The sequence below is a fragment of the Lysobacter sp. Root667 genome, assembly GCF_001427715.1.
In the GTDB taxonomy this organism is placed as follows: Bacteria; Pseudomonadota; Gammaproteobacteria; order Xanthomonadales; family Xanthomonadaceae; genus Lysobacter.
Window position 1 is genome coordinate 1 of record NZ_LMHF01000011.1, and the last position, 24,457, is coordinate 24,457.

Genomic DNA, 24,457 nt, shown 5'->3' on the forward strand with positions numbered 1-24,457 from the left:
AGCCGCGCATCTTACAGCAGATTTCGCGACCGTCAACACCCTGCGAAACCTTTTTTCTTACCGCTTCCCGACTTCCGTTCAGGCCGTTCGGCCGTCCCGTCTAGTGGGCCGCGCATCTTACAGCAGGCTTCGAATTCGTCAACCGATTTCGTCACCGCTTTCGCTGCGCCCCGCGTCGATCAGTAAAGCGTCTCAGCGGGGCGCGCATTGTGCACATGCACAACGGATTTGGGAAGAGCGTTTTCGCGATTTCCTTAAAGTTTTTCGCGAAATCTTTTGCGCAAGCGTCAGCCGGCGAGCAAACGCACGCGCACGACGCGCTTGCCCACCGCGAGCAGGCCGTCGAAACCGGCGATGAAGGAGCGCTGCGGGTCTTCGATCAACTCGTTGTCGACGCGCACGGCGCGCTCCTTGAGCTTGCGGTTCGCCTCGGAGTTGCTGGGCGTGAGTCCGGCCGCGGTAAGCAGGGCGGCGATGCGCAGCCCTTCGACGGAAACAGCTATTTCCCGCGCTTCCAGCAGGTCCCGATCGACGCCGGCGCCGCGCGAGGCATTGATGTTCTGCCACGCCAGTACGGCGCGCCGGGCCGCGTCGCTGCCGTCGAAACGCGCGGCGAGCTCTTCGGCCAGGCGCAGCTTGATGCCGGTCGCGAACGCGCCCTGGCGGTCGTCGCCCTCCATCGCGTCGTACTCCGCCCGCAGCGCGCGCGCGTCGGCCGGACCGATGTCGAAGCTGAGCAGTTCGATCCAGCGCCACATCAGGGCGTTGTCGATGCGCATGGTCTTCTGGACGATATCGATCGCCGGTTCGTTGATGCCGATGTAGTTGCCCAGCGATTTGGACATCTTGGCCACGCCGTCAAGGCCTTCCAGCAGGGGCATGGTCAACACGACCTGGGCCGGCTGGCCGTGGTGCTCCTGCAGGCCGCGGCCCATCAGCAGATTGAACTTCTGATCGGTGCCGCCGAGCTCGACGTCGCACTCCAGCGCGACCGAGTCGTAGCCCTGCACCAGGGGATACAGGAATTCGTGGATCGCGATCGACTGCTGGGCGGCGTAGCGCTTGGCGAAATCGTCGCGTTCGAGCATGCGCGCGACCGTGTGCTGGCCGGCCAGCTTGATCATGTCGGCCGCGCTCATCCTGCCGAACCACTCGGAGTTGAAGCGGACCTCGGTCTTGTCGCGGTCCAGGACCTTGAACACCTGGTCGGAGTAGGTCTGGGCGTTGGCCAGCACGTCCTCGCGGGTCAGCGGCTTGCGGGTGACGTTCTTGCCGGTCGGGTCGCCGATCATTCCGGTGAAGTCGCCGATCAGGAAGATCACCTGATGCCCCAGGTCCTGGAACTGCCGCATCTTGTTGAGCAGGACGGTATGGCCCAGGTGCAGGTCGGGGGCGGTCGGGTCGAAGCCGGCCTTGATCCGCAGGGGGCGGCCGAGCTTGAGACGGGCCTCGAGCTCGTCGAGCTTGAGGATCTCGTCGGTGCCGCGGCGGATCAGGTCTAGGGCGTCTTGGACGGAGGCGGGGCTGGAAGCGGACAAAGGGAGGGCTCGCGTGGCGGACGCGGACGCCGAATTGCGACCGCGGTCTATGAATGGAGTTAACAGGGAGTTAAAACTTACCGCAATGACCTGCGGACAAAAACCCTATTCAGGTCAAGGGTTTGACGCACGTTGCTCGCATGTCTATGGTAACGCCGCTACGCAGCCTTCACACCTTTTGCAGGGGATTCCATCGATGACCGCACCCGATTCCGGTTCGGACCGGCGCGAACGCCTGAAGGCACTGCGTGAGGCCGCTCTGCACCGACCGGTGCTGGCACGTCATCTTTCCGATGGATTCACCGGCCGCTGGTCGCGCCGCCAATGGGTGCAGGCCAGCCTGTTCGCGACCATGGGCATGCTGGTGCTGGCGATCGTGCCGGGCTTCAGCCCGGGCAACGCCAAGCCGCTGCACGCCGCGCGCCAGTCGCTGGCCTTGGCGCTGCCGCCGCTTCCGCTGGCGCGCGCCAAGGGCCAGACCGGCGACAGCTGGCAGCTGGTGCGGGTCGACCGCGGCCAGACCCTGGGCTCGGTGTTCAAGCAATTGGACATCCCGACCGCGACCATGCAGCAGATCCTCGAGCAGCCGGGCGCCAAGCAGGCGCTGACCCGGATGAAGCCGGGCACCGAACTGGCCTTCGACATGCCGGTCAACGGCACGCTGCGCAGCTTCCGCTACGACCGCGACGACAGCCATCAGATCGAACTGAGCCTGGACGGCGGCAAGATCTACCAGAAGGTGATCGCGCGCCCGAGCGAAACCCGCACCGTGGTGCTCAGCGGCAAGGTCGGTTCTTCGTTGTTCCGCTCGGCGCGCAAGGTCGGCCTGAGCCCCAACAACATCCGCACGCTGACCGACGACATCTTCAAGTACGACATCGACTTCAACGAAGACGTCGGCGCCAACGACCGCTTCAGCGTGGTGGTCGAGCAGACCTGGCGCGAAGGCGAGCTGGTCAGCACCGGCCCGGTGCTGGCGGCGACCTTCACCAGCGACGGCAAGCTGCACACCGGCTTCCGTTTCGAGCGCAACGGCAAATCCGAGTACTTCACCGGCGACGGCCGTCCGCTGAAGAAGAGCTTCATCCGCATGCCGATCCCGTACGCGCGCCTGAGCTCGGGCTTCGGCGCACGCCGCCACCCGGTGCTGGGCCGCATGCGCATGCACAAGGGCGTGGACTACGCGGCCGGCAGCGGCACCCCGATCATGGCCGCCGGCGACGCGCGGGTGCAGACGGCCGGCTGGATGGGCGGCTACGGCAACGCGGTGGTCCTGGACCACGGCCGCGGCTACACCACGCTGTACGGGCACATGTCGCGGATCGGCAAGATCCGTCCGGGCCAGCGCATCGCCCAGGGCACGGTGATCGGCTACGTCGGCAGCACCGGCATGTCGACCGGCCCGCACCTGCATTACGAATTCCGGGTCAACGGCGTGCACCGCAATCCGCTGTCGATCACCATGCCGCCGCCGGAGCCGCTGAGCGGTGCGGCGCTGGCGCAGTTCCGCTCGCAGACCGGTGTCGCGCTGGCGCGCATCCGTCAGGTCGAGAACATCATCTACGCCGACGCCACGCCGACCCCGAACCCGATGTCGCGCGCGCTGGCCACCAAGAAGAAGACCAAGGCCTGAGGCCTGACCTGAGGCCTGAAGTGCCCGCAAACACGCAGGCCCCCGCCGCGGGGCTGTTCGTCGGCCTGATTTCCGGCACCAGCGCAGACGGCATCGACGCCGCGCTGGTGCGTTTCGACTCCGCGCAGCATTGCGAACTGGTCCTGGGCCGCACCTACCCGTGGCAGGACGCGCTGCGCGCGCGCCTGGTCGCGCTGGGCCAGGGCGGCGACGCGCAGTCGCTGGAAGAACTGGGCACGCTCGACGTGCAGATCGCCGACGCCTTCGCCGAGGCCGCGCTGGCCTTGCTGGACGAAGCCGGGGCCGGCGCCGCCGACGTCAATGCGATCGGCTCCCACGGCCAGACCGTGCGCCACCGCCCCGAGGGCGCGTTCTACGACGGCCGCCATCCCTTCACCTGGCAGCTTGGCGACGGTCACCGCATCGCCGAGCGCTGCGGCATCGCCACGGTCGCCGACTTCCGCCGCCGCGACGTCGCCGCCGGCGGTCACGGCGCGCCGCTGGTGCCTGCCTTCCACGCCGCCCAGCTGCACGCGGCCGACGAGGACCGCGCGGTGCTGAACCTGGGCGGGATCGCCAACTACACCCTGCTGCCGACCAGCGGCGCGGTGCGCGGCTTCGACACCGGCCCGGCCAACTGCCTGATGGACGCCTGGCACCTGCTGCACCGCGGCGGCGCCTACGATGCCGACGGCGAGTTCGCTGCACAGGGCGAGTCCGATCCGGAGCTGCTGGCGCGCCTGCTCGACGAGCCCTGGTTCGCGCTGCCGCCGCCCAAGAGCACCGGCCGCGAGCACTTCCACCTCGACTGGGTGCGCTCGCGCCTGAGCGGCGACGAGCGCGTCGAGGACGTGCAGGCGACCCTGCTGGAGCTGAGCGCGATCACCATCGCCGACGCCCTGCGCGCGCAGCAGCCCGGCACGCGCCGGGTGCTGGCCTGCGGCGGCGGCGTGCGCAATGCGCAGCTGCTGGGGGCGATCGCCGCGCAATTGCCGGACGTCGTATTGGAGTCCACCGCGGCCTACGGCCTGGATCCGGATTTCGTCGAAGCCATGGCCTTCGCCTGGCTGGCGCGGCAGACCCTGGCCGGCTTGCCCGGCAACCTGCCCAGCGTGACCGGCGCGCGCGGTCCGCGCGTGCTCGGCGTGGTTTATCCGGCCTGATTCTTACCGGAAGGCACTTCGTCGATCAGTTTTTGCAGGTCGGCGTCGATCTGGCTCACGCCCGCATGGCCCCACTCGCCCTCGTCGACCGGACGCGGCGCGCGCCCGATCAGGGAATAGCCCGGATCGCTGGGCACGCTTTCCAGGGCCATGATCGCGGCCTTCAGGGCACTGGCATCGGTATCGCTGAAGCGTGCGGCCATTTCGGTCTCGCAGGCGAACAGGCCGTGCTCCAGCAGGTGCATCAGCGCTTCGTCCGGGGACCAGTTGCGGGCCTCGGCGACCCGGCGGATGCGTTCGGCCAGCACCGGGTCGATGTCGTGCAGGACAATATCGGTCATCGCCGCACTTTACCTCAGCAAACCGTGGGTTTTGTGCATGAACGTCGGTGAATCGTGAGCGCGGTCGCGGGCGTTCAGGCGACGGTGGCCGGCGCCGCCACCGGACGCCGCATCACCAGCAGCAGGCATAGCAACAGCGCCGGAATGCCGATCAAGGCGGTGCCGATGAAGAACAGCGAATACGCCTCCAGCAAGGTGCGGCCGGTTTCCAGGTGCTCCACCGCGACCCCCGACAAGCCCTTGAGGAACTTGCCGGGCATGGCATAGAACGAACTCAGCAGGGCGTACTGGGTGGCGGTATAGCCCACGCTGGTCAGGCTGGACATGTAGCCGACCAGGGCCACGCCGGCGTAGCCGTTGCTGAAGTTGTCGATCGCCATGACGATCGCGAACACGGTCGGGTCGCCGCCGTGCAGGGCCAGGTAAGCGAAGGCCAGGTTGGAGCCCGGGCCCAGCACCGCGCCCACCAGCAGGGTCGGGACGAAGCCGAAGCGGATCGCGCTCAGGCCGGCCGCGGCGATGCCGACGATGGTCGCGATGGTACCGATCGAGCCGCGCACCGCGCCCACGGTCTCCTTGCCCACCCCCAGGTCGGCGTAGAACGGGTTGGCCATCGGCCCGAGCACGAAGTCGGGCAGCCGGTACAGGCTGATCGCCAGCAGCATCAGCAGCGCCCATTGGCCGTGGGTGCGCAGGAACATCAGCAGCGGGCCGAGCACCGCGTCGAAGAAGCGCAGCAGCGGCCGCACCAGCGGCCGCGACCAGGTCGCCTCGGGCACCGGCTGGCCGCTCTGGGGTCGGCGCATCAGCAGCCACAGCACCAGCGCCACGCCCCCGGCGAACACGGCGTCGAGGTAGCTCCAGTCGGCGTCCCAGAAATTGTGCTTGGCGACCTGGTAGGCCACCGCGAGCACGCCGATCGCCAGGGCCGCGAGCCAGCGCACCACCATCGCGTCGGACACGCCGAGCTTTTCGTCGGCCGCATCGACGATCTCGATCACCGGTTCGGCCGCCGCCACGCGCGCCTCGCGCGCCAGAAACACCGCCGCCATGCCCACGCCCAGCAGCAGCGCCATGACCTCGTAGGACACCGCCCAGCCCACGCGCGCGGCCATGATCAGGATCAGCGAATCGGTGACCAGCAGCGCGCTGCGGTAGCCCAGCGCGCCGCTCGCGGTCAGCAGGCCCTGCTGCTCGTTGCTGTCGGCGCTTTCGATGCGCCAGGCGTCGATCACGATGTCCTGGGTCGCCGAGGCGAACGCGACCACCAACGCCAGCGCGCCGAATACCAGCAGGTGGTTCAGCGCCACCCCGCCCAGCACCAGCTCGCCCTTGTGCGGTTCGACCAGGGCCATGCCCAGCAGCGCGGCGCTGGCGACGATCTGCGACAGCAGCATCCAGCCGCGGCGGCGCCCGAGCCAGCGCCCGAACAGCGGCGCATAGGCCTTGTCGACCAGCGGCGCCCACAGGAATTTCAGCGAGTACGCCAGCCCGACCCAGGACAGGAAGCCGATCGTCGACAGCTCGATCGCGTTCTCGCGCATCCAGAAGCCGAGCGTGTTGCCGACCAGGTAGATCGGGATGCCCGAGCTGAAGCCCAGCAGCAGCATCGCCAGCACCTTGGGCTCGCGCAGGCTCTTGAGCACCTGCCGCCAGCCCGGGCGCGGCTTCGCCGCGGCGGCGTCAGAGCTCATAGTCGACGATGAACGGGGCGTGGTCGGAGAAACGCGGTTCCTTCTGGATCGCCCAGCCGCGCAGGCGATCGCGCAGGCCCGGGGTCACCAGCTGGTAGTCGATGCGCCAACCCACGTCGTTGCCGCGCGAGCCGCCGCGGTTGCTCCACCAGGTGTAGTCCTGGCCTTCGGTATTGAGCGCGCGGTAGGCATCGACCCAGCACTCGTCGCCGTCGCACAGGCCGTTCAACCACTCGCGCTCGGGCGGCAGGCAGCCGGAATTCTTCTGGTTGCTGGTCCAGTTCTTGATGTCCAGGCGGCTACGCACGATGTTCCAGTCGCCGCACAGCACGTACTCGCGGCCGCTGCGCAGCCACTCGTCCAGCTTGGGCTTGAGCCAGTCCATGACCTCGAACTTGAAACCCTGGCGCAGCTCGCCCGAGGAACCGGACGGGATGTAGAACGAAACGACGCTGAGATTGCCGAAACGTGCCTCGATGTAGCGGCCTTCGTCGTCGAACGGCGCCCAACCCATCGCGGTGCGGACCTCGTCCGGTTCGCGCTTGCTGTAGATCGCGACGCCGCTGTAGCCCTTCTTGGTGATCGCGTCGCGGAAGTAGGCGCGGTAGCCCTCGGGCAGAAACGCCGGGCCGGTGAGCTGGTGTTCCTGGGCCTTGGTTTCCTGGATGCACAGCACGTCGGCGTTCTGGGTGCGGAACCAGTCGAAGAAGCCCTTGGTGGCCGCCGAACGCAGGCCGTTGGCATTGAAGCTGATGATGCGCATGCGCACTCCGGAGCGTAATGCGGCCGATCATAGCAATGGCCCGGGCGCCGGTGGCCTATCATGCCGGGCATGTCAGTAGTCCCCGCCGCGACCGCGACCGTCCGCGTCGTCCCCGTCGACGACGCGCTCGCCGACGCGGTGCGCGCGCTGCGGGTCGCGCCCGAGCAGCTGCAGTTCGTCGGCGAGACCGCGTTCAACCTCGACGACACCCGCCGCGATCCGTCCAGCGAGGCGATGGCGGTGTTGGCCGGCGACCAGGTGATCGGTTTCTACCGGCTCGACTTCCATCCCGAGGCGGTCGGCGGCCGCGCCTTCGATGAGCTCAGCGTGGGCCTGCGCGCGGTGGTGATCGACCGCGAGCGCCAGGGCCGCGGCTACGGCGCCCAGGCCATGGACGCCTGTTGCGACGACCTGCGCCGGCGCCACCCGCAGCTTCGGCTGCTGGCATTGACGGTCAACTGCCGCAATCTCGCCGCGATCGCCGCCTATCGGCGCTCCGGTTTCGTCGACACCGGCGAACTGTTCCTGGGCGGCGCCGCCGGCCCGCAGCACCTGATGCTGCGCCGACTGCAGCCGCCCGCCACCGATCGATCAACCGCCCCCAGCACGCCCCCATGACCGACCACCGCACCCGCTTCCTCCAGCTCGCCCTGCGCGCCGACGCCTTGCGCTTCGGCGAGTTCACCCTCAAGTCCGGCCGCAGCAGCCCGTATTTCTTCAACGCCGGCCGCTTCGACACCGGCGCCGCGCTGGCCGAACTGGCCGGCTGCTACGCCGACGCCATCGACGCCCACGGCCTGGGCTTCGATCTGCTGTTCGGGCCGGCCTACAAGGGCATTCCGTTGGCGACCGCGCTGGCCTGCGAGTACGCGCGCCGCGGCCGCGACCTGCCGCTGGCGTTCAACCGCAAGGAAGCCAAGACCCACGGCGAGGGCGGCAGCCTGATCGGCGCGCCGCTGGCCGGCCGCCGCGTGCTGATCGTCGACGACGTGATCACCGCCGGCACCGCGATCCGCGAAGCGCTGGCGATCATCGCCGATGCCGGCGGTAGCGCGGCCGGCATCGTGATCGCGCTGGACCGTCAGGAAGCCGTCGACCCGGCCACATCGCGACGCTCGGCGGCAGAAACTGTCGCAATCGAACAAGGCCTGCCGGTGATCGCCGTCGCCAGCCTCGCCGACCTGCTCGCCTTCACCGGCGAAAGCGCCGAGTTCGGCGCCCAGCGCGAGCGCCTGCTCGACTACCGGGAGCGCTACGGCAGCCGCGCCGAGGCTTGAATCCTGCCGCCGCGCGTCCGGCAGATCGGCTCAGCCGGGCGCGTGGATGGAATCGTGACGGCGGTTGCACGCGCGAGGTGCTTGTATGGCCCGACTCTTGCGTCAGTTCTGTCCCATGACCCATGCATCGCGATGGCAGGGAGCCGACATGAACCCGAAGCCCCAGACGTTTAAGACCCGGACCCTGCTGACGGGCGCCGTGCTGCTGGCCCTGGCCGCGACCGCCGCGGTCGCGCAGGACGCCCCGAAGAAGAAGCTCTACTGCTGGAACGAGAACGGCCGCAAGGTCTGCGGCGACGCCCTGCCGGCCAGCGCGGTCGACAGCGCGCGCACCGAGTTCAGCGCCAAGAGCGGCCTGGCCACCGCCCAGGTCGCCCGCGCGCTGACCGCCGAGGAGCGCGCCGCCGCCGCCGCCCAGGCCGAAGTCGTGCGCATCGCCGCCATGGCCGAAGAAGCCAAAGTCCGTCGCGACATCGCCATGGCCCAGTCCTACGCCACCGAGGCCGATCTGCGGCGCGCGTTCCAGGAACGCATCGCGGTGATGGACGAAACCGTGAAGGCCTCGCAGCTGGGCGTCCAGGGCCGCCGCCAGAGCCTGCTCAGCCTGCTGCGCAAGGCCGGCGAAGAAGAACTCAACGGCAAGCCGGTGCGCGGCAGCCTGTCCGACAACATCCGCAACCAGCACGCCGAACTGTTGCGCCAGCAGAGCATCCTGGCCCAGCAGAAAGCCGAACGCGCCACCATCGACGAAGACCTGACCGCGGCGCTGCAGCGCTACACCACGATGAAGGCCGCCGAGGCGGCGCGCGCGGGCGGTTGATGCGGCCCGCATCGCGTGAGCGGATGCGGATGCGGCTTGAGTAAGTCGACCGACCGAAGGCGCCCGCGGATTCCTCGGCGCCGAAAGCAAAACGCCCGGCCTAGGCCGGGCGTTTGCGTTTTTAGCGGTGCCGGCGCGGCCGGCCCCACGATCAGAAGGGCAGGTTGAGCGTCGGGTCCACCGCCAGCAGCTGGCTGCGGAACGCGGCCTGGATGCGGCCCAGCGATTCGCGCGAGTCGGCGTCGAAGCGCAGCACCAGGATCGGCGTGGTGTTGGACGCGCGCACCAGGCCCCAGCCGTCGGCGTAATCCACGCGCAGGCCGTCGATGGTCGACAGGCGCGCGCCCTCGAACTGGGCCTGCTTGAGGAAGCGCTCGACGAAGGCATGCGGGTCGCCGTCCGGCGCTTCGACCTTGATCTCGGCCGTGGACACGCCGTCGGGCAGCGCGTTCAGGGTTTCGCTGGCGTTCTGCGGGCGGGCGGCGAGGATTTCGAGCAGGCGCGCGGCGGCATAGATGCCGTCGTCGAAGCCGTACCAGCGCTCCTTGAAGAAGAAGTGGCCGCTCATCTCGCCGGCCAGTTCGGCGTCGGTCTCGCGCATCTTGGCCTTGATCAGCGAGTGGCCGGTCTTCCACATCAGCGGGCTGCCGCCATGGCGCAGGATGTGGCCGGGCAGACGGCCGGCGCACTTCACGTCGTAGATGATCATCGCGCCGGGGTTGCGTTCGAGCACGTCGGCGGCGAACAGCATCAGCAGGCGGTCGGGGAAGATGTTCTGGCCGTCGCGGGTCACCACGCCCAGGCGGTCGCCGTCGCCGTCGAAGGCCACGCCCAGGTCGGCGTCCAGTCGCTGCACCATCTTGATCAGGTCGGCGAGGTTGTGCGGCTCGCTCGGGTCCGGATGGTGATTGGGGAAGTGGCCGTCGATGTCGCAGTACAGCGGCGTGACTTCGGCGCCGATCGCGCTCAGCACGCGCGGGCCGATGTCGCCGGCGACGCCGTTGCCGGCGTCGACCACGACCTTGAGCGGGCGGTCGATCTGGACGTCGGACGCGATGCGCTGGACGTAGTCCTCGCCGATCTCGCGCTCCGACAGCGAGCCCAGGTCGCCCAGGTGCAGGCGGTCGTCGGCGATGCGGGCGTAGAGGTCGGTGATGGCGTCGCCGGACAGGGTCTCGCCGCCGATCACGATCTTGAAGCCGTTGTAGTCGGGCGGATTGTGGCTGCCGGTGACCGAGACGCAGGACCCGGCACGCAGGTGGTAGGCGCCGAAGTAGATCACCGGCGTCGGCGCCATGCCGATGTCGATGACGTTGCGCCCGGCCTTGCGCAGGCCGGCGATCAGGCCTTCGACCATGGCCGGACCGGACAGGCGGCCGTCGCGGCCGACGACGATGTCGCTCAGGCCCTGGTCGTGCATCAGCGAACCGATGGCATGGCCGATCAGCTCGGCGACGCCGGTGTCGAGGGTCTTACCGACCACGCCGCGGATGTCGTAAGCGCGGAAGATGCTGCGGTCGATCGCGACCGCCTTGACCGGCAGCGGCGCCTTGACGTCGATCGGCAGCTCGATCGGCGGCGGTACCGGCTGCTGCTCCATCGCCTCGGTCAGGGTCTGGTCGGGGCCTTCCTCTTCCACCACGACCGCCGCGCCGCGCCGCATCTTGGGCGCGCGCCAGGCCAGCAGGCCCAGCAGCGCCAGGATGCCGGCGGCGCCGAAGCAGCCGACCGCGCCCAGGCCCAGCGGGCCGCCGGCGACGTCGGGGATGGCGGCGGCGATGCGCAGATCGCTGTCGGGAATCTTGGCCGCGAGCGCTTCGGCGCCGTCGGCGAGCGCGGCGTCGCCGCGTTCGACCACGCTGTAGCCGCCCTGGCGCAGCGCCAGATAGGTATCGCCGGACACCGAGGCGCCCTCGATGCCCTGGCTCACGCGCTGCAGCGGCAGGCGCAGGAAGGCCACGCCCACCGTCTGCTGGCCGGCGCGCGCCGGCGCGGCCAAGGCCAGCGAGGGCTGGGCGCCGTCGCGGGCGATCCAGGCCACCGGCTTGTCGTTGGCGATCGCCGCTTCCATCGCGGCGAGGCGGCCGTAACCGCCCTTGGGCAGGGCGGCGTATTCGGCGGCCAGGTCGCTGCTCAGGACCGCCGCGTCGCTGGCGCCGGGCCAGTCCTTACCGAGTTCGCGTGCCGCCGCGGCCAGATCGCCCGCGCCCAGCGCGGTCTGCACCGGCGCCGAAGCCAGGCGTTCGTCGAGGCGCTTGAGTTCGCCGGCCAGGCCGGTCTTGGCGGCCTCGACAGCGGCGTCGCGCGCGCGCTCGATGCTGGTGCGGCGCGCATTGTCGCGATGCTGTTGCCAGCCGCTCCAGGCGAACCATGCCGCCAACAGCACGCACAAGGCGATCGCAACCGGTCGTAGCGGTTTGAGTTGCTCGGCCGACAGCTGCGGCCGCTCGATCTTCAGATCCACCATCGTTCCGTTCCTTTGATCAGCGCACGCCGGTGTGGCCGAAGCCGCCGGCCCCGCGCGCGCTGGATTCGAATTCTTCGACCACCTGCAGCGTAGCCCGTACGATCGGCAGTACGACCAGCTGCGCGATGCGATCCCCCGGCTGCATCGTAAAAGCCTCGCGTCCGCGATTCCACACGCTGATCAGCAAGGGGCCCTGATAGTCAGCGTCGATCAGGCCGGTGCCGTTGCCGAGCACGATGCCGTTTTTGTGACCCAGGCCCGATCGCGGCAGGATCACCGCGCACAGCGTGGGGTCGCCGAGGTGGATCGCCAGCCCCGACGGCACCAGCGCGGTGTCGCCCGGGTGCAGGACCAGCGACTGGTCGAGCGCTGCGCGCAGGTCGAGGCCGGCGCTGGCGGCGGTCGCGTACTGCGGCAGCGGCCATTCGTCGCCGAAGCGCGGGTCGAGGATTTTCAGTTCGAGAGTGTGGTTCATGCGTTGCGCAGGCGTTCGGCGATCAGGTCGAGCAGCTCGTCGGCGAGCCGGGTCTTGGGCGCGGGCCCGAGCGCGCGCTCACCGCCGGCCCAGTACACGGTCAGGGCGTTGTCGTCGCTCTCGAAGCCGCTGCCGGGCACGCCGACGCGGTTGGCGGCGATCAGGTCGAGCTTCTTCTTCTCCAGCTTGTCGCGCGCGTAGCGTTCGACGTCGTTGGTTTCCGCGGCGAAGCCGACCACCAGGCGCGGGCGCGCGGCATGCACGGCGACCTCGGCCAGGATGTCGGGCGTGCGCACCAGTTCCAGGGCGAAGCGCGCTTCGTTCTTCTTGATCTTGCCCGGCGCAACCTGGACCGGAGTGTAATCGGCGACCGCGGCGGCGCCGATGTAGGCGTCGGCCGGCAGCCCCGCCAGCACCGCCTCGCGCATCTGCGCGGCCGAGCGCACATCCGTGCGAACGACTCCGGCCGGGGTCGGCAGCGACACCGGGCCGGCGACCAGCCGCACTTGCGCACCGCGCCGGGCGGCGGCTTCGGCGATCGCGAACCCCATCTTGCCGCTGCTGCGGTTGCCGATGAAACGCACCGGATCGATGTCCTCGTAGGTCGGCCCGGCGCTGATCAGCAGGCGCAGGCCCTGCAGGCTGGCCACGCTCATGGCGCGACCTGGGCCAGCGCGGCGACGATGTCGTTGGGTTCCATCAGCCGCCCGGGGCCGGATTCGGGTTCGGCCATCGGCCCGTCCATCGGCCCCAGCAAGCGCACCCCGCGCGCGCGCAGCGTGGCGACGTTGGCCTGGGTGGCCGGATGCGCCCACATGCGGTGGTTCATCGCCGGCGCGATGGTCAGCGGAGCCTCGGTGGCCAGGCACAGGGTCGTGATCAGGTCGTCGGCGAAACCGTGCGCGAGCTTGGCGATCATGTCGGCGGTGGCCGGCGCGATCAGCACCCGTTGTGCCCAGCGCGCCAGTTCGATGTGGCCCATCGAGGCTTCGGCCTCGGCATCCCAGAGCGAAGTCCGCACCGGCTGGCCGGACAGGGCCTGGAAGGTCGCGGTGCCGACGAAGCGGGTCGCGTTCTCGGTCATGGCCACGCGCACGTCGGCGCCGGCATCGCGCAGGCGGCGCACCAGCTCGGCGGCCTTGTAGGCGGCGATGCCGCCGCAGACGCAAAGCAGCAGGTGCTGGCCTTGCAGGGAGGGTGGCGCGTCTAGTGCCATGTTCGGCTTCGGGTCCAGGTGCGGCGGTGCGGCTCCGGCGTTCGCAGGCTGCCCGTAAGGGAATTCCTACGCCGGAACGAGGCCCTAGCTTACCCGATGCACCCGCAACGCCCGATCGCCGCGCCCCGTACGCGGCGTCAAGCTGCGGCCATGCGTATCCAAGAATGGCCCAGCGCGGAACGGCCCCGCGAAAAACTCCTGGCGCGCGGCGCCGGCGCCCTCTCAGACGCCGAGTTGCTGGCGATCTTCCTGGGCTCCGGCCTGCGCGGGCACGATGCGGTCGCCACCGCGCGCAACTTGCTGAACGCGCACGGCCCGCTGCGCGCCCTGCTCGAATGCAGCCCGGCCCAGTTGCTGCGCCTGCCCAGCCTGGGCCCGGCCCGCGCCTGCATCCTGGCCGCCGCTTTGGAACTGGCCAGCCGGCACCTGTCGGCCCAGCTCGAGCGCGGCGAGGTCCTGACCGATCCCGGCGCCGCCGGGCGCTATTTCGCCCAGCGCCTGCGCGGGCGGCCGCACGAGGTGTTCGCGGCCCTGTTCCTGGACACCAGCCACCGCGCGATCGCGTTCGAGGAGCTGTTCCGCGGCACCATCGATGGTGCCGAAGTGCACCCGCGCGAAGTAGTCCGGCGTGCGCTGATGCACAACGCCGCCGCGGTGATCGTCGGCCACAACCACCCCAGCGGCAATCCCGAGCCCAGCGCCGCCGACCGCGCCGTGACCCTGCGCCTGCGGAATGCCCTGAACCTGGTCGATACCCGTCTGCTGGACCACTTCGTGATCGCCGACGGCCCGCCGGTATCGATGGCGGCGCGCGGCATGGTCTGAGGTCGGCAGGTCCGGGGTCGGCGGCGCATGCCCGCGGCTTCGAGGCGTCGCGCCGCTCCGACCCGGGGCGGACCTCGTCGCGACGCTACGGGCGAGGCGTCGCGGCGGCGTCCGCCGCCCGCCTGCGGGGCCGCCCTCGCGTACAATGGCCGATCCGCAGCACCCCGCAGAATCCCCGTGAAAACCCATCTCCGCGCGCTGGTCGCGCAGGCCATCGATGCGTTGCGCGCCGCCGGCACTCTGCCGGCCGAGCTGGCGACGCCCGATTTCGTGATCGAACGCCCCAAGACCCATGCCCAGGGCGACTTCTCGACCAACGCCGCGATGCTGCTGGCGAAACCGGCGCGCGCCAATCCGCGCGAGATCGCGCAGAAGCTGGTCGAGGCCCTGCCGGCCAACGACGACATCGCGCGCGTCGAGATCGCCGGCCCCGGCTTCATCAACTTCCATGTCGACGAGTCGGCCTGGCGCCGCCTGCTGCGCGACGCGCTCGCCGCCGGCGCCGGCTACGGCCGCAACGACAGCGGCAAGGGCCACCGCGCCGGCGTCGAATACGTCTCGGCCAACCCGACCGGTCCGCTCCATGTCGGCCACGGCCGCGCCGCGGTGATCGGCGACTGCATCGCGCGCGTGCTCGCCGCCAACGGCTGGAACGTGGCGCGCGAGTTCTACTACAACGACGCCGGCGTGCAGATCAACAACCTGGCGATCTCGACCCAGGCGCGCGCGCGCGGCATCGCCCCCGGCGATGAAGGCTGGCCGGAAGACGGCTACCGTGGCGACTACATCGCCGACGTCGCCCGCGCCTACCTCGAAGGCGCCTCGGTCGAGGTCGACGGCCATATCGTGGTCGGCGCCGGCGACATCGAAGACCTCGATGCGATCCGCCGCTTCGCCGTGGCCTACCTGCGCCGCGAGCAGAACGGCGACCTCGCCGCCTACGGCGTCGACTTCGACGTGTACTTCCTGGAAAGCTCGCTGTACGCCGACGACAAGGTCGAGGAGACCGTGCGCGAACTGATCGCGCACGGCCATACCTACGAGGAAGGTGGCGCGCTGTGGCTGCGCAGCACCGACTTCGGCGACGACAAGGACCGCGTGATGCGCAAGTCCGACGGCACCTACACCTACTTCGTGCCGGACGTCGCCTATCACTTGAGCAAATGGCAGCGCGGCTACGAGCGCGCGATCACTGAACTGGGCGCCGATCACCACGGCTCGCTCGCGCGCGTGCGCGCGGGCCTGCAGGCGCTCGACGCCGGCATTCCGCAGGGCTGGCCGGAGTACGTGCTGCACCAGATGGTCACGGTGATGCGCGGCGGCGAGGAAGTGAAGCTGTCCAAGCGCGCCGGCAGTTACCTGACCCTGCGCGATCTGATCGAAGAAGCGGGAAGCGACGCCGTGCGCTGGTTCCTGATCGCGCGCAAGCCCGACTCGCAACTGACCTTCGACATCGATCTGGCGCGTTCGCAGTCGATGGACAACCCGGTCTACTACGTGCAGGTTTCGCACGCGCGCATGTGCGGCCTGATGCGCCAGCTCAAGGAGCGCGGCCTGTCGTTCGACCTCGAACAGGGCCTGGCGCAACCGCTGGACCTCGACGACGAGGCCGCGCGCGAACTCGTGGTCACCTTGCTGCGCTATCCGGACGTGGTCGCCGCCGCCGGCCGCGACCTCGAACCGCACCAGATCGCGGTCTATCTGCTGGAGTTGGCGCAGACCTTCCAGACGTATTACAACGACCACCAGTTCCTGGTCGACGACGCGGCCGTGCGCAACGCGCGTCTGACCCTGGCGACGGCGACGCGCCAGGTGCTGGCGAACGGTCTGGACCTGCTGGGCGTCAGCGCCCCCGAGGTGATGTAAGTGGCAGCACGACGTGGCAAATCGCAAGCGAAGCGCAACCAGGGCAACGGCGGCGGCCTGCCGGGCTGGGCCTGGGGCGTCATGGGCGTCCTGCTGGGCGTGGTGCTGATCCTGTCGGCGCCGAAGCTGCTCAAGTCCGACGGCGACGGCTTCTTCCGTCCCAAGCCCAACCCCGACGCCCAGCCGGCGCCGGTCGCGGTGGCCGAGGACGAGACCGTCGCTCCCGACAACGACGACGGCCCCAGCAAGCCCAAGCCCGCCGCCGACCCGGACAAGCAGGCCACCGCCTACGCGTTCTACGACCTGCTGCCGGGCAAGGAAGTGCCGCTGACGGACGCCGAACTGGCCGCGACCGAGCGCGCCGAAGCCCAGCGTCTGGCGCAGCAGCAGAAACAGCAGGCGGCGCAGGCCGCCGCCGCCCAGAACGGCGCCGTCCAGACGACGACCGCGCCCGCCGACGCGACCGCCGCCAACAACGCAGGCACCGCGCTGCCCAAGCCGGTCGACGCCGGCCCCAGCACGCCCGTCGCCACGACGCCGGCGACGGTCACGGCCAACAACGCCGGCACGACTACGCCGGCCACGGCCAACGTCGCCGCCAACACCGCGCCGAAGCCGGTCGCGATCGACGACGGCACCCGTTACCTGCTTCAAGCTGGCGCGTTCCAGGCTTCCGGCCAGGCCGAGGAAATGAAGGCCAAGATCGCCCTGCTGGGCCTGGGCGCCCGGGTCGAGCCGGCGCAGATCAGCGGCAAGACCGTCTACCGCGTGCGCATGGGCCCCTACGGCACCGCCAGCGACCTCGCCGAAGCCAAGCGCAAGCTCGCCAGCGGCGGCCTGCCGGGGCTGGCGATCAAGGTCAAGTAAGCGCACCTTCTGAACCCCTCTCCCGCCTGCGGGAGAGGGGTTGGGATGAGGGCAGCCGCCGGGCTTGAGGTGCTACCACCTCGCCCCGCCCCTCATCCGGCCCTGCCGGGCCACCTTCTCCCGCGAGCGGGAGAAGGGAAAGCATCCGCGCCTGGGCGGGCACCGAAGACCAAAGCACGCACGTCTTGAGCCCCTCTCCCGCCTGCGGGAGAGGGGTTGGGGTGAGGGCAGCCGCTGAGCTTGCGGTGCTACCACCTCGCCTCGCCCCTCATCCGGCCCTGCGGGCCACCTTCTCCCGCGAGCGGGAGAAGGGAATAGCGTCCGCGCCTGGGCAGGCACCGAAGACCAAAGCACGCACGTCTTGAGCCCCTCTCCCGCTTGCGGGAGAGGGGTTGGGGTGAGTGCCGTCGCAGCGATTGCGGTGCTATCACCTCGCCACGCCCTCATCCGGCCCTCCGCGCCCCCTTCTCCCGCGAGAGGGAGAAGGGAAAGCGCCACGGGCACTCAAGTCCATTCCGAGCGCGGGCTCAGCCTCCTCCCTGCTCCCACACACCGCCGCGGCGCAAGCGCGAGCGCGGTCACAGCCCGCGCCGCCGGCGCTTGGCGATACGCGTCGCCGCGGTAGACTCGCCCGGTTCGCAGCAGGGTGAAGCATGGACAAACGCGTACTACTGGGCTGCATCGCCGCACTGTCCGTACTGTTGCTGGGCGGCATGGCCGCGCAGCTGGCCGGCAGCGACGGCGGCGGCAGTCAGATCCTTTCTTCGCCGCTGGGCCGGGTGCCGATCGGCGATGTACTGATGGTGCTGCTGGCGATGGCGGTCGGCGGCGCGATAGCGCGACGCAAGTTCCGCGCGATCGCGGTGCTGATGGTGTTGATCGTGTGGTTGGCGATCCTGACCGTGCTGGTGGCGATGATCGCCCCCGACAGTCCGCCGCCGATGGCCTCGCTGCCGGCAATGCTCAAGTACAACGGCGCGGCGATCGTGTTGACCTTGTTCGCGGCCTGGTTGGGCGCGACCCTCGGCGAAACCCTGGCCAACCGCCGCAACAAGACGGCCGCCTCCTGAGGGGAGGCGCCGTGTCGGCGCCTTCCTTTCGCTTTCTGTGGGAGCGGCGTGAGCCGCGATCGCGCCGCTCGACATTCGACGCAAGCCGCGGCTCTTCCTCATCCCGCCTAAAAGCATCGCGGCTCACGCCGCTCCCATAGAAAGCAGGGCAGCGTTCGCGCGATTCCAGCGCGAACGCCCGTCACGGCCCGCTGCGTTCCTGCAAGAACATCGCGGCTTACGCCGCTCCCACAGACTGCCAGGCGCGGCGCGCGCGCAGCCGAATCAGCCGCGCTTGAGCGCAATCAGCGCCGAGGTGTCGGATTCGCCCATGCCGCGCTCGATCAGCTCGGCGTAGTCGGCGATGGCCTGGTCGATGGTCGCGGTGCGGATGCCGGCATCGCGTGCGATCGCCTGGACGATGCGCAGGTCCTTGAGCATGTGCGCGCACTTGAAGCCCGGCGCGAACTCGTCGCGCAGCATGGTCGCGCCGCGCTTGTCGAGGAACCAGTTGTTGGCCGCGCCGGCCATCAGCGTCGGCAGCAGGCGCTGCGGGTCCAGGCCGAGCTTCTCGCCCAGCGCCAAACCTTCGCAGACCGCTTCGTTGATGCCCGCGACCAGCACCTGGTTGACCGCCTTGGTCGCCTGGCCGGCGCCGGTGTCGCCCATGTGGCTGATGCGCGCGGCGTAGGCTTCGATCGCCGGGCGCGCACGCTCCAGCACCGCGGCATCGCCGCCGACCATCACCGACAGCTTGCCGTTGCGTGCGCCTTCGACGCCGCCGGACACCGGCGCATCGAGGAAACCGATGTTGTGCGTGGCCAGCATCGCCGCGCAGCGGCGCGCGGTCTCGACCGCGACCGTGGAATGGTCGACCACCACCGCACCGGCCTTGAGCACTTCCGCCAACGCGGCGACGTTCTCCAGCACGTCCGCGTCCAGCGACACGCACAGCGTCACCACGTCGCAGTCGGCGAAGTTGGCCGCCGAGCGCGCCGCACGCACGTCCAGCTCCGCCGCCATCGCGTCGGCCTTGGCCTGAGTGCGGTTGCCGACCGCGGTCAGCAGCCCCTTGCTGTGCACGTAGCGCGCCATCGGCGCGCCCATCGCGCCCAGGCCTATGAATCCGACTTTCATTTCAACCTTCCGTCCCGTAGGGGTGTTCAGACCAGCCATTCGTAAATCGTGAGCCGCGACGCGCCGGCCAGGTGCAGAGGATCGGTGTGGGCGAGCGCCGTCGCCGCGGCCAGGTCAGGCGCCAGCAGCACGTAGGCGCCGCCGCTCTTGTCGGAAAACGCGCCCGAGCGTTCCAGGCGGCCCTGCGCGCGCAGCGCGGCAACGAACTCCCTATGCGGCTCGATCACAGCCGCATCGAACGCCGGCTCGCGCATCGCCAGCACCAGGTACTGCTTCATGCCCGAACTCCCGCTCACGCCAGCGGCGCGTCGCTGAGATAGGTGTAACCGGTCAGGCCGGCTTCCAGGTCCGCGTTCAGGCGATCGGATTCCTCGTCCGGCAAGCGCGCGGCGGCGACCTTGTCGCGGTAGGCCTGGCGCAGGTCGGCCAATCGGTAGCCGACGTAGTCCAGCATCACATCGGTGGTGTCGCCGCGGCGCTGCTGCACGATCCGGTAGCCGTCGCCGTCGACGCGCACTTCGATCGCATCGGTGTCGCCGAACAGGTTGTGGATGTCGCCCAGGATCTCCTGGTACGCGCCGACCAGGAAGAACGCCAGCCGATAGCTTTCGCCGTGCTTCAGGCGGTGCAGCGGCATCGAGCTGTCCAGCCCCTCGTTCTCGACGTAGGTCTTGACCGTGCCGTCGGAGTCGCAGGTCATGTCGGCGAGGATGCCGCGACGCTGCGGCGCCTCGTCCAGGCGCTCGATCGGCACGATCGGGAACACCTGGTCGATCGCCCACACGTCCGGGATCGACTCGAACACGCTGAAATTGACGAAGTACTTGTCGACCAGACGGTCGTTGAGCTCGTCCAGCAGTTCGCGATGGCTCTTCTCGTCGTAGTTCAGACGCTGACGCACCGCATGGGCGATGGCGTAGAACAGGTCGTCGATGCGCGCGCGATGGGTCAGGTCGATCTGGCCCAGCGCGTACGAGGACAGGCCCTCGCTGTGGTGGTGCTGGGCCTCGTGGAACAGCTCCACCGCCGGGCGCTGGTCGAGTTCGCCGTGGATCTCGCGCAGGTGGCGCACCACCGCCGGCTCGTCGTCGTGCTCATCGGGGATGCGGCCTTCCGGCGCTTCCTCGACTTCCGACACGTTGGCGACCAGCACCGCGTGGTGCGCGGTCATCGCGCGGCCGCATTCGGTGACCACGCGCGGCGGGGTCAGGCCGTGCTCGGCGCAGGCTTCGGCCAGCGGCTGGACGATGCTGTTGGCGTACTGGCCGAGGCCGTAGTTGATCGAGCAGTAGCCGCGCGAACGCGTGCCTTCATAATCGATACCCAGGCCGCCGCCGACGTCCATGTAGCGCACCTTGGCGCCGAGCTTGGACAGTTCGACGAAGTAACGCGTGGCCTCGCGCATGCCGTTGGCGATGTCGCGCACGTTGGAGATCTGCGAACCCATGTGGAAGTGCAGCAGCTGCAGGCAGTCGGTCATGCCGGCGTCGCGCAGCTTCTTCCACAGGTCCAGGACCTGGCGCGGCGACAGCCCGAACTTGGCTTTGTCGCCGCCGCTGTTCTGCCACTTGCCGGCGCCCAGCGAGGCCAGGCGCATGCGCACGCCCAGGCCGGGCTGTACGCCCAGGGCCTGCGCCTCTTCGATCACCAGCGCCAGCTCGGACGGCTTTTCGACCACGATGTAGGTCTCCAGCCCGAGCTTGCGGCCGATCAGGGCCAGGCGGATGTACTCGCGGTCCTTGTAGCCGTTGCAGACGATCAGGCCGCCGGGCCGGCTCAGGGCCAGCACCGCCATCAGTTCGGGCTTGCTGCCCGCTTCCAGGCCGAAGCCCTCGCCGTGGTGCGAGGCCAGGGTGCCGGCCACGCCCTGATGCTGGTTGACCTTGATCGGGTAGACCGCGGTGTAGCCGCCGGCGTAGTCCCACTCGGCCTGGGCCTGGGCGAACGCGGCCTGGAGCTTGCCCAGGCGGTCGCCGAGGATGTCCGGGAAGCGCACCAGCACCGGCAGCTTGGCGCCGTTGGCGCGCGCGGCGTCGACCACTTCGGGCAGCGGAATCGCCGGCCCGCGCTCGCCGTGCGGCCGCACCGCGATCCGCCCGGCCGTATCGACGTCGAAGTAGCCTTCGGACCAATGCGGAATCGAGTAGGTCTTGCGGGCCTGATCGAGCGACCAGTCGGACATCGGCGTGACACCACGGATACGGAGGGGACGCGCATTCTACCGTCCCCGTTCGCTCAAGCCGTCGACATCGCCTGAACGGCGTCAGGCCGGCCCGTAGACCGGCGCCCCGGCCACCGCCTTGATCCGCTTGGCCAGCTTGCGCTGGCTGGAGGCGTGCACGGCGACGAAGCTGCCGGGCAGCTCGAGCGCGTCGACCACCTTCTGCAGCATGCCGTCCTCGGTCCAGGCCATCCCGCGCAGGGTCACCACCACCACGTAATGCGGCACCCCGGTGTCGTCGCCGTCGATGTGCTTGCGCGCGATCCAGGCCTGCTTGACGTGGCCGGCGCGCTGCAAGCCGTCCGCCGCGACGCGCAGCGCCTCGGCGTCGAGGCCGTGTTCGAGGTAGCGGTCCTTCTTGGCGTCGACTCGCTCGCGCGCCTGCATGGCGACGTCGCGGCGCTGGTGCAGGGCGCGCAGGCGCGAGATCGTCGCGCCGAAGCCGGCCTCGTCGTCGGCCTGGCGGTAGAACTGCGCGAGCAGCTGCAGTGCCTGTTCCAGCAGGTTTTCGTCGAGCTCGATCGCGCGCTCCAGGTAGGCCACGCCTTCGGCGTCCTGGCGATCCAGCAGCAGCGCGCCCAGGCGGGCCTGGGCAAGGGCGTCGTCGGGCCGCGCGGCCACGGCCGCACGGTACAGCGGGGCCGCGTCGGCGTCCGGGCGCAGCACCTCGACCAGACGCGCGTACTCGCCCAGTTCGGTGTCGGCGAGCGCGTCGGCGCGCGTCTCCAGCTCGGCCAGGCGCTCGACATCCTGAGTGTGGCGATCATGGCGCTCGCGCCAGTTCTCGGCGACGTGCTCGCGCCATTCCTGGCTGAAACGCTCCTGCAAGCTGTCCAGCAGCGGGCCGAGCAGATCCTCGGCGGCCGAACGCACCGGCGCGGGCACCGCCACCGGCGCCTGCCCCAGGGCCTGCAGGCGCTGGGCCAGGGTGGGATGGGTGTCGTCCAGGCCGGGCGCCTCGTCCAGCAGTTCCTGCAGGCGCACCGGCTCGTCGTGGCTGGCGGCGGCGAAGCTGCCGGCCATATCGCGGAACAGCTGCTGCGGCGGCTGCGGCCGGGTCTGCACGCTGCGCTCGACGTCGGGCCAGAAATCCCGCTGCAAGCGCGCGCTGCCCAGGCCGACCCGCTGCAGCGCCTGCGCCATGGCCGGCGCACCGGTCACGCGCGCGGCGGTGGCGTCGGCGTCGTACTCCTGCGCGCGCGCCAGCACGAAGCTGTAGGCGTCGAAGTACGGCGCGTACCAATCGAAGAAGCGCCGGAACAGCGCGGTCGTCCACGAACGCCGCATCGCCAGCTCCTCCAGGAACCGGTACCAGCTCACCCGGACCCGGTAGATCCAGCCGGAAAAACGCCCGTGGCCGCCGCCGAAATGACCGAACTCGTGCGCGATCACCGCCGCGAACTGCTCGCGGCTGAGCAACTGCATCAGCGGCAGGCCGATCACCAGGTAATGGGTGTGCCCGAGCAGGCCCAGCGCGCGCGGCACGCTGGCCGCGCCGGCGTTGAGCTGTGGATCGATGATGATGTCGTGCAACGGCGGCGCCTGGGTCTGGGCGCGCAGACGCTCGATCTCGGCGCGCAGCTCCGGGGCCTCGTCCGGCGCCAGCACGTGGCCGGTCGGCGGTTCGAACTTCACCCAGATCGCCTTGATCACGAACCAGCCGAACGCGACGGGTATCCAGACGACCTTGATCAGCTTCACCAGCAGGATCGGACTGATCGCCAGCAGCGCCAGCACCAGCCCCGCCGACATTCCCAGCGCCAGCAGCACCGTGCCGCCCAGCACCGCGAAGCCCAGGCCCGCCAACAAAGCCAGTTTGAACTTGTAACGCCCCGGCGCGCGCTGCGCCTCCTGCTCCAGGCGCTCGACGAGCCCCCGGTACCGTGCGACCGATGCCATCCCTGCCACCTCCCCCTGACTGGGGCCATTTTAGGACAGGCCGGGCACCTAACGTGCGGTCCGTTACAATGCCGCCCCCCGCCTTATCGCAGCGCCCGCACGTCACGGCGCATCGCAGCCGTCATCCGCGGCCGCTACCCTGGAAGGCGCGACCAACTTCCCTCTGGAACCACCCGCATGAGCAGCACCGACAGCACCTGGAAGTACGAGAATTTCGAGCCCGCCGGTTCGGCCATCGGCTACCGCATCACCCGCAAGCTCGACGAGGTCCAGTCGCCGTTCCAGAAGATCGAGATCTTCGAGAGCACCGACTGGGGCAACGTCATGCTGATCGACGGCGCGATGATGCTGACCACGCGCGACAACTTCCTCTACCACGAGATGATGTCGCACCCGGCGCTGTTCACCCATGCCGCGCCCAAGAACGTCGTCATCATCGGCGGCGGCGACTGCGGCACCCTGCGCGAAGTGCTCAAGCACCCCGGCGTCGAAGAAGCCGTGCAGTGCGACATCGACGAGCAGGTCACGCGCATGGCCGAGAAGTGGTTCCCGGAACTGTGCGAACGCAACAGCGACCCGCGCGCCCAGCTGCTGTTCGACGACGGCATCGCCTACATGGCCAACCGCGCGCCGGGCAGCGTCGACATCATCATCGTCGACTCCACCGACCCGGTCGGCCCGGCCGAAGGCCTGTTCAACAAGGCCTTCTACGAAAGCTGCTTCCGTGCGCTCAAGGACGACGGCATCCTGGTCCAGCAGTCGGAATCGCCGCTGGTCCTGCTCGAACTGATCAAGGAAATGCGCGGCGAGATGGGCAAAGCCGGCTTCGCCGGCTTCCAGACCCTGCCGTTCCCGCAGCCGTGCTACCCGACCGGTTGGTGGAGCTGCACCCTGGCTCGCAAGTCCAAGTCCGATGGCTTCGGCTTCCGCGACACCGACGCGCGCGGCAAGGGCTTCGACACCTTGTATTACAGCGCCGACATCCACCGCGGCGCGCAGACCCTGCCGCCGTTCGTGGCCGCGGCCCTGGGCGAGGGCTGATCCAGTATCGGGCGCAGGTTAGGCGAACGCCTGGCCCCGCGCCCGATACGCGACCTCGCGGCGGCCGTTGCGGCCGCCGCCGCTTCGGGTCCGCCTGCCCTCAGCGGAATGCCGCCATCGTCGGCGCACGCGCTCGATAGCGCGAGCGCGAGCCACTTTGCCGCG

The 24,457-nt window shown here is 69.7% G+C and carries 19 protein-coding genes and 2 pseudogenes; 10 read left to right on the forward strand and 11 right to left on the reverse strand.

What is annotated here, in order from left to right:
- Window positions 1–287: 287 nt before the first annotated feature.
- Window positions 288–1,538, reverse strand: a complete 1,251-nt coding sequence (tyrS, locus tag ASD78_RS10200; protein WP_056100986.1) for a tyrosine--tRNA ligase — start codon at window positions 1,536–1,538, stop codon at window positions 288–290.
- 196 nt (window positions 1,539–1,734) lie between these two features.
- Between tyrS and ASD78_RS10205 the strand changes: the two genes are divergently transcribed.
- Both ASD78_RS10205 and ASD78_RS10210 read left to right on the forward strand, forming a co-directional pair.
- Window positions 1,735–3,171: a peptidoglycan DD-metalloendopeptidase family protein gene (locus tag ASD78_RS10205; protein WP_056100991.1), complete on the forward strand. Its 1,437-nt coding sequence runs from the start codon at window positions 1,735–1,737 to the stop codon at window positions 3,169–3,171.
- Between the two features lie 20 nt (window positions 3,172–3,191).
- Window positions 3,192–4,334: an anhydro-N-acetylmuramic acid kinase gene (locus ASD78_RS10210; protein ID WP_056100994.1), complete on the forward strand. Its 1,143-nt coding sequence runs from the start codon at window positions 3,192–3,194 to the stop codon at window positions 4,332–4,334.
- Between the two features lie 122 nt (window positions 4,335–4,456).
- On the opposite strand, the pseudogene ASD78_RS21795 reads toward ASD78_RS10210, so the two are convergent.
- The 3 genes and pseudogenes from ASD78_RS21795 to ASD78_RS10225 all read right to left on the reverse strand — a co-directional run.
- Window positions 4,457–4,675: pseudogene (locus tag ASD78_RS21795) on the reverse strand (hypothetical protein); the annotation flags it as partial.
- Window positions 4,676–4,749: 74 nt separating this feature from the next.
- Entirely contained in the window at window positions 4,750–6,369 is a 1,620-nt protein-coding gene (locus ASD78_RS10220) for an MFS transporter (RefSeq protein ID WP_200944160.1), read from the reverse strand.
- Window positions 6,359–7,132: an exodeoxyribonuclease III gene (locus ASD78_RS10225; protein ID WP_056100998.1), complete on the reverse strand. Its 774-nt coding sequence runs from the start codon at window positions 7,130–7,132 to the stop codon at window positions 6,359–6,361. Before ASD78_RS10225 ends, ASD78_RS10220 begins: the two co-directional genes overlap by 11 nt.
- Before the next feature lie 69 nt (window positions 7,133–7,201).
- Here ASD78_RS10225 and ASD78_RS10230 point away from each other — a divergent pair, with 69 nt between their 5' ends.
- From ASD78_RS10230 to ASD78_RS10240, 3 genes are all read left to right on the forward strand, one after another.
- Complete coding sequence (locus tag ASD78_RS10230) at window positions 7,202–7,750, forward strand: GNAT family N-acetyltransferase (protein ID WP_055904940.1); 549 nt, start codon at window positions 7,202–7,204, stop codon at window positions 7,748–7,750.
- Entirely contained in the window at window positions 7,747–8,409 is a 663-nt protein-coding gene (pyrE, locus tag ASD78_RS10235; RefSeq protein WP_056101003.1) for an orotate phosphoribosyltransferase, read from the forward strand. The genes ASD78_RS10230 and pyrE overlap by 4 nt, the downstream gene beginning before the upstream one ends.
- A 148-nt stretch (window positions 8,410–8,557) precedes the next feature.
- Window positions 8,558–9,229, forward strand: coding sequence for a hypothetical protein (locus ASD78_RS10240; RefSeq protein WP_082575545.1), 672 nt, complete (start codon window positions 8,558–8,560; stop codon window positions 9,227–9,229).
- Window positions 9,230–9,380: 151 nt separating this feature from the next.
- Here the strand turns inward: ASD78_RS10240 and ASD78_RS10245 are convergent, their stop codons facing one another.
- The 3 genes and pseudogenes from ASD78_RS10245 to coaBC all read right to left on the reverse strand — a co-directional run bounded on the left by ASD78_RS10245 (window position 9,381) and on the right by coaBC (window position 13,387).
- Window positions 9,381–11,696 (reverse strand): phosphomannomutase/phosphoglucomutase, encoded by a 2,316-nt coding sequence (locus ASD78_RS10245; protein WP_056101005.1) that lies wholly within the window; start codon window positions 11,694–11,696, stop codon window positions 9,381–9,383.
- Window positions 11,697–11,712: 16 nt separating this feature from the next.
- The gene (gene dut / locus ASD78_RS10250; protein ID WP_055904948.1) at window positions 11,713–12,171 is read right to left on the reverse strand and encodes a dUTP diphosphatase; all 459 of its coding nucleotides are present in this window, start codon (window positions 12,169–12,171) and stop codon (window positions 11,713–11,715) included.
- Window positions 12,168–13,387: pseudogene (coaBC, locus tag ASD78_RS10255) on the reverse strand (bifunctional phosphopantothenoylcysteine decarboxylase/phosphopantothenate--cysteine ligase CoaBC). The gene dut and the pseudogene coaBC overlap by 4 nt, the downstream one beginning before the upstream one ends.
- A gap of 150 nt (window positions 13,388–13,537) precedes the next feature.
- Between coaBC and radC the strand changes: the two are divergent.
- From radC to ASD78_RS10275, 4 genes are all read left to right on the forward strand, one after another.
- The gene (radC, locus tag ASD78_RS10260) at window positions 13,538–14,212 is read left to right on the forward strand and encodes a DNA repair protein RadC (RefSeq protein WP_056101007.1); all 675 of its coding nucleotides are present in this window, start codon (window positions 13,538–13,540) and stop codon (window positions 14,210–14,212) included.
- Window positions 14,213–14,389: 177 nt separating this feature from the next.
- On the forward strand, window positions 14,390–16,078 hold the full coding sequence (gene argS / locus ASD78_RS10265) for an arginine--tRNA ligase (protein ID WP_056101010.1): 1,689 nt from the start codon (window positions 14,390–14,392) through the stop codon (window positions 16,076–16,078).
- Window positions 16,079–16,945 (forward strand): SPOR domain-containing protein, encoded by an 867-nt coding sequence (locus ASD78_RS10270; protein WP_056101014.1) that lies wholly within the window; start codon window positions 16,079–16,081, stop codon window positions 16,943–16,945.
- Window positions 16,946–17,598: 653 nt separating this feature from the next.
- A complete protein-coding gene (locus tag ASD78_RS10275) occupies window positions 17,599–18,015 on the forward strand; it encodes a hypothetical protein (RefSeq protein WP_055904962.1) in 417 nt (138 codons plus the stop codon).
- A 264-nt stretch (window positions 18,016–18,279) separates the two neighbouring features.
- On the opposite strand, the gene ASD78_RS10280 is transcribed toward ASD78_RS10275, so the two are convergent.
- The 4 genes from ASD78_RS10280 to ASD78_RS10295 form a co-directional block, all read right to left on the reverse strand.
- On the reverse strand, window positions 18,280–19,131 hold the full coding sequence (locus tag ASD78_RS10280) for an NAD(P)-dependent oxidoreductase (protein ID WP_055904965.1): 852 nt from the start codon (window positions 19,129–19,131) through the stop codon (window positions 18,280–18,282).
- A gap of 26 nt (window positions 19,132–19,157) precedes the next feature.
- Entirely contained in the window at window positions 19,158–19,409 is a 252-nt protein-coding gene (locus tag ASD78_RS10285) for a YciI family protein (RefSeq protein WP_056101017.1), read from the reverse strand.
- A 14-nt stretch (window positions 19,410–19,423) separates the two neighbouring features.
- Window positions 19,424–21,313 (reverse strand): arginine decarboxylase, encoded by a 1,890-nt coding sequence (gene speA / locus ASD78_RS10290; protein ID WP_056101019.1) that lies wholly within the window; start codon window positions 21,311–21,313, stop codon window positions 19,424–19,426.
- An 81-nt stretch (window positions 21,314–21,394) separates the two neighbouring features.
- Window positions 21,395–23,251, reverse strand: a complete 1,857-nt coding sequence (locus ASD78_RS10295) for a M48 family metallopeptidase (RefSeq protein WP_056101023.1) — start codon at window positions 23,249–23,251, stop codon at window positions 21,395–21,397.
- A gap of 177 nt (window positions 23,252–23,428) precedes the next feature.
- Between ASD78_RS10295 and speE the strand changes: the two genes are divergently transcribed.
- On the forward strand, window positions 23,429–24,292 hold the full coding sequence (speE, locus tag ASD78_RS10300) for a polyamine aminopropyltransferase (RefSeq protein WP_055904978.1): 864 nt from the start codon (window positions 23,429–23,431) through the stop codon (window positions 24,290–24,292).
- Window positions 24,293–24,457: the final 165 nt, after the last annotated feature.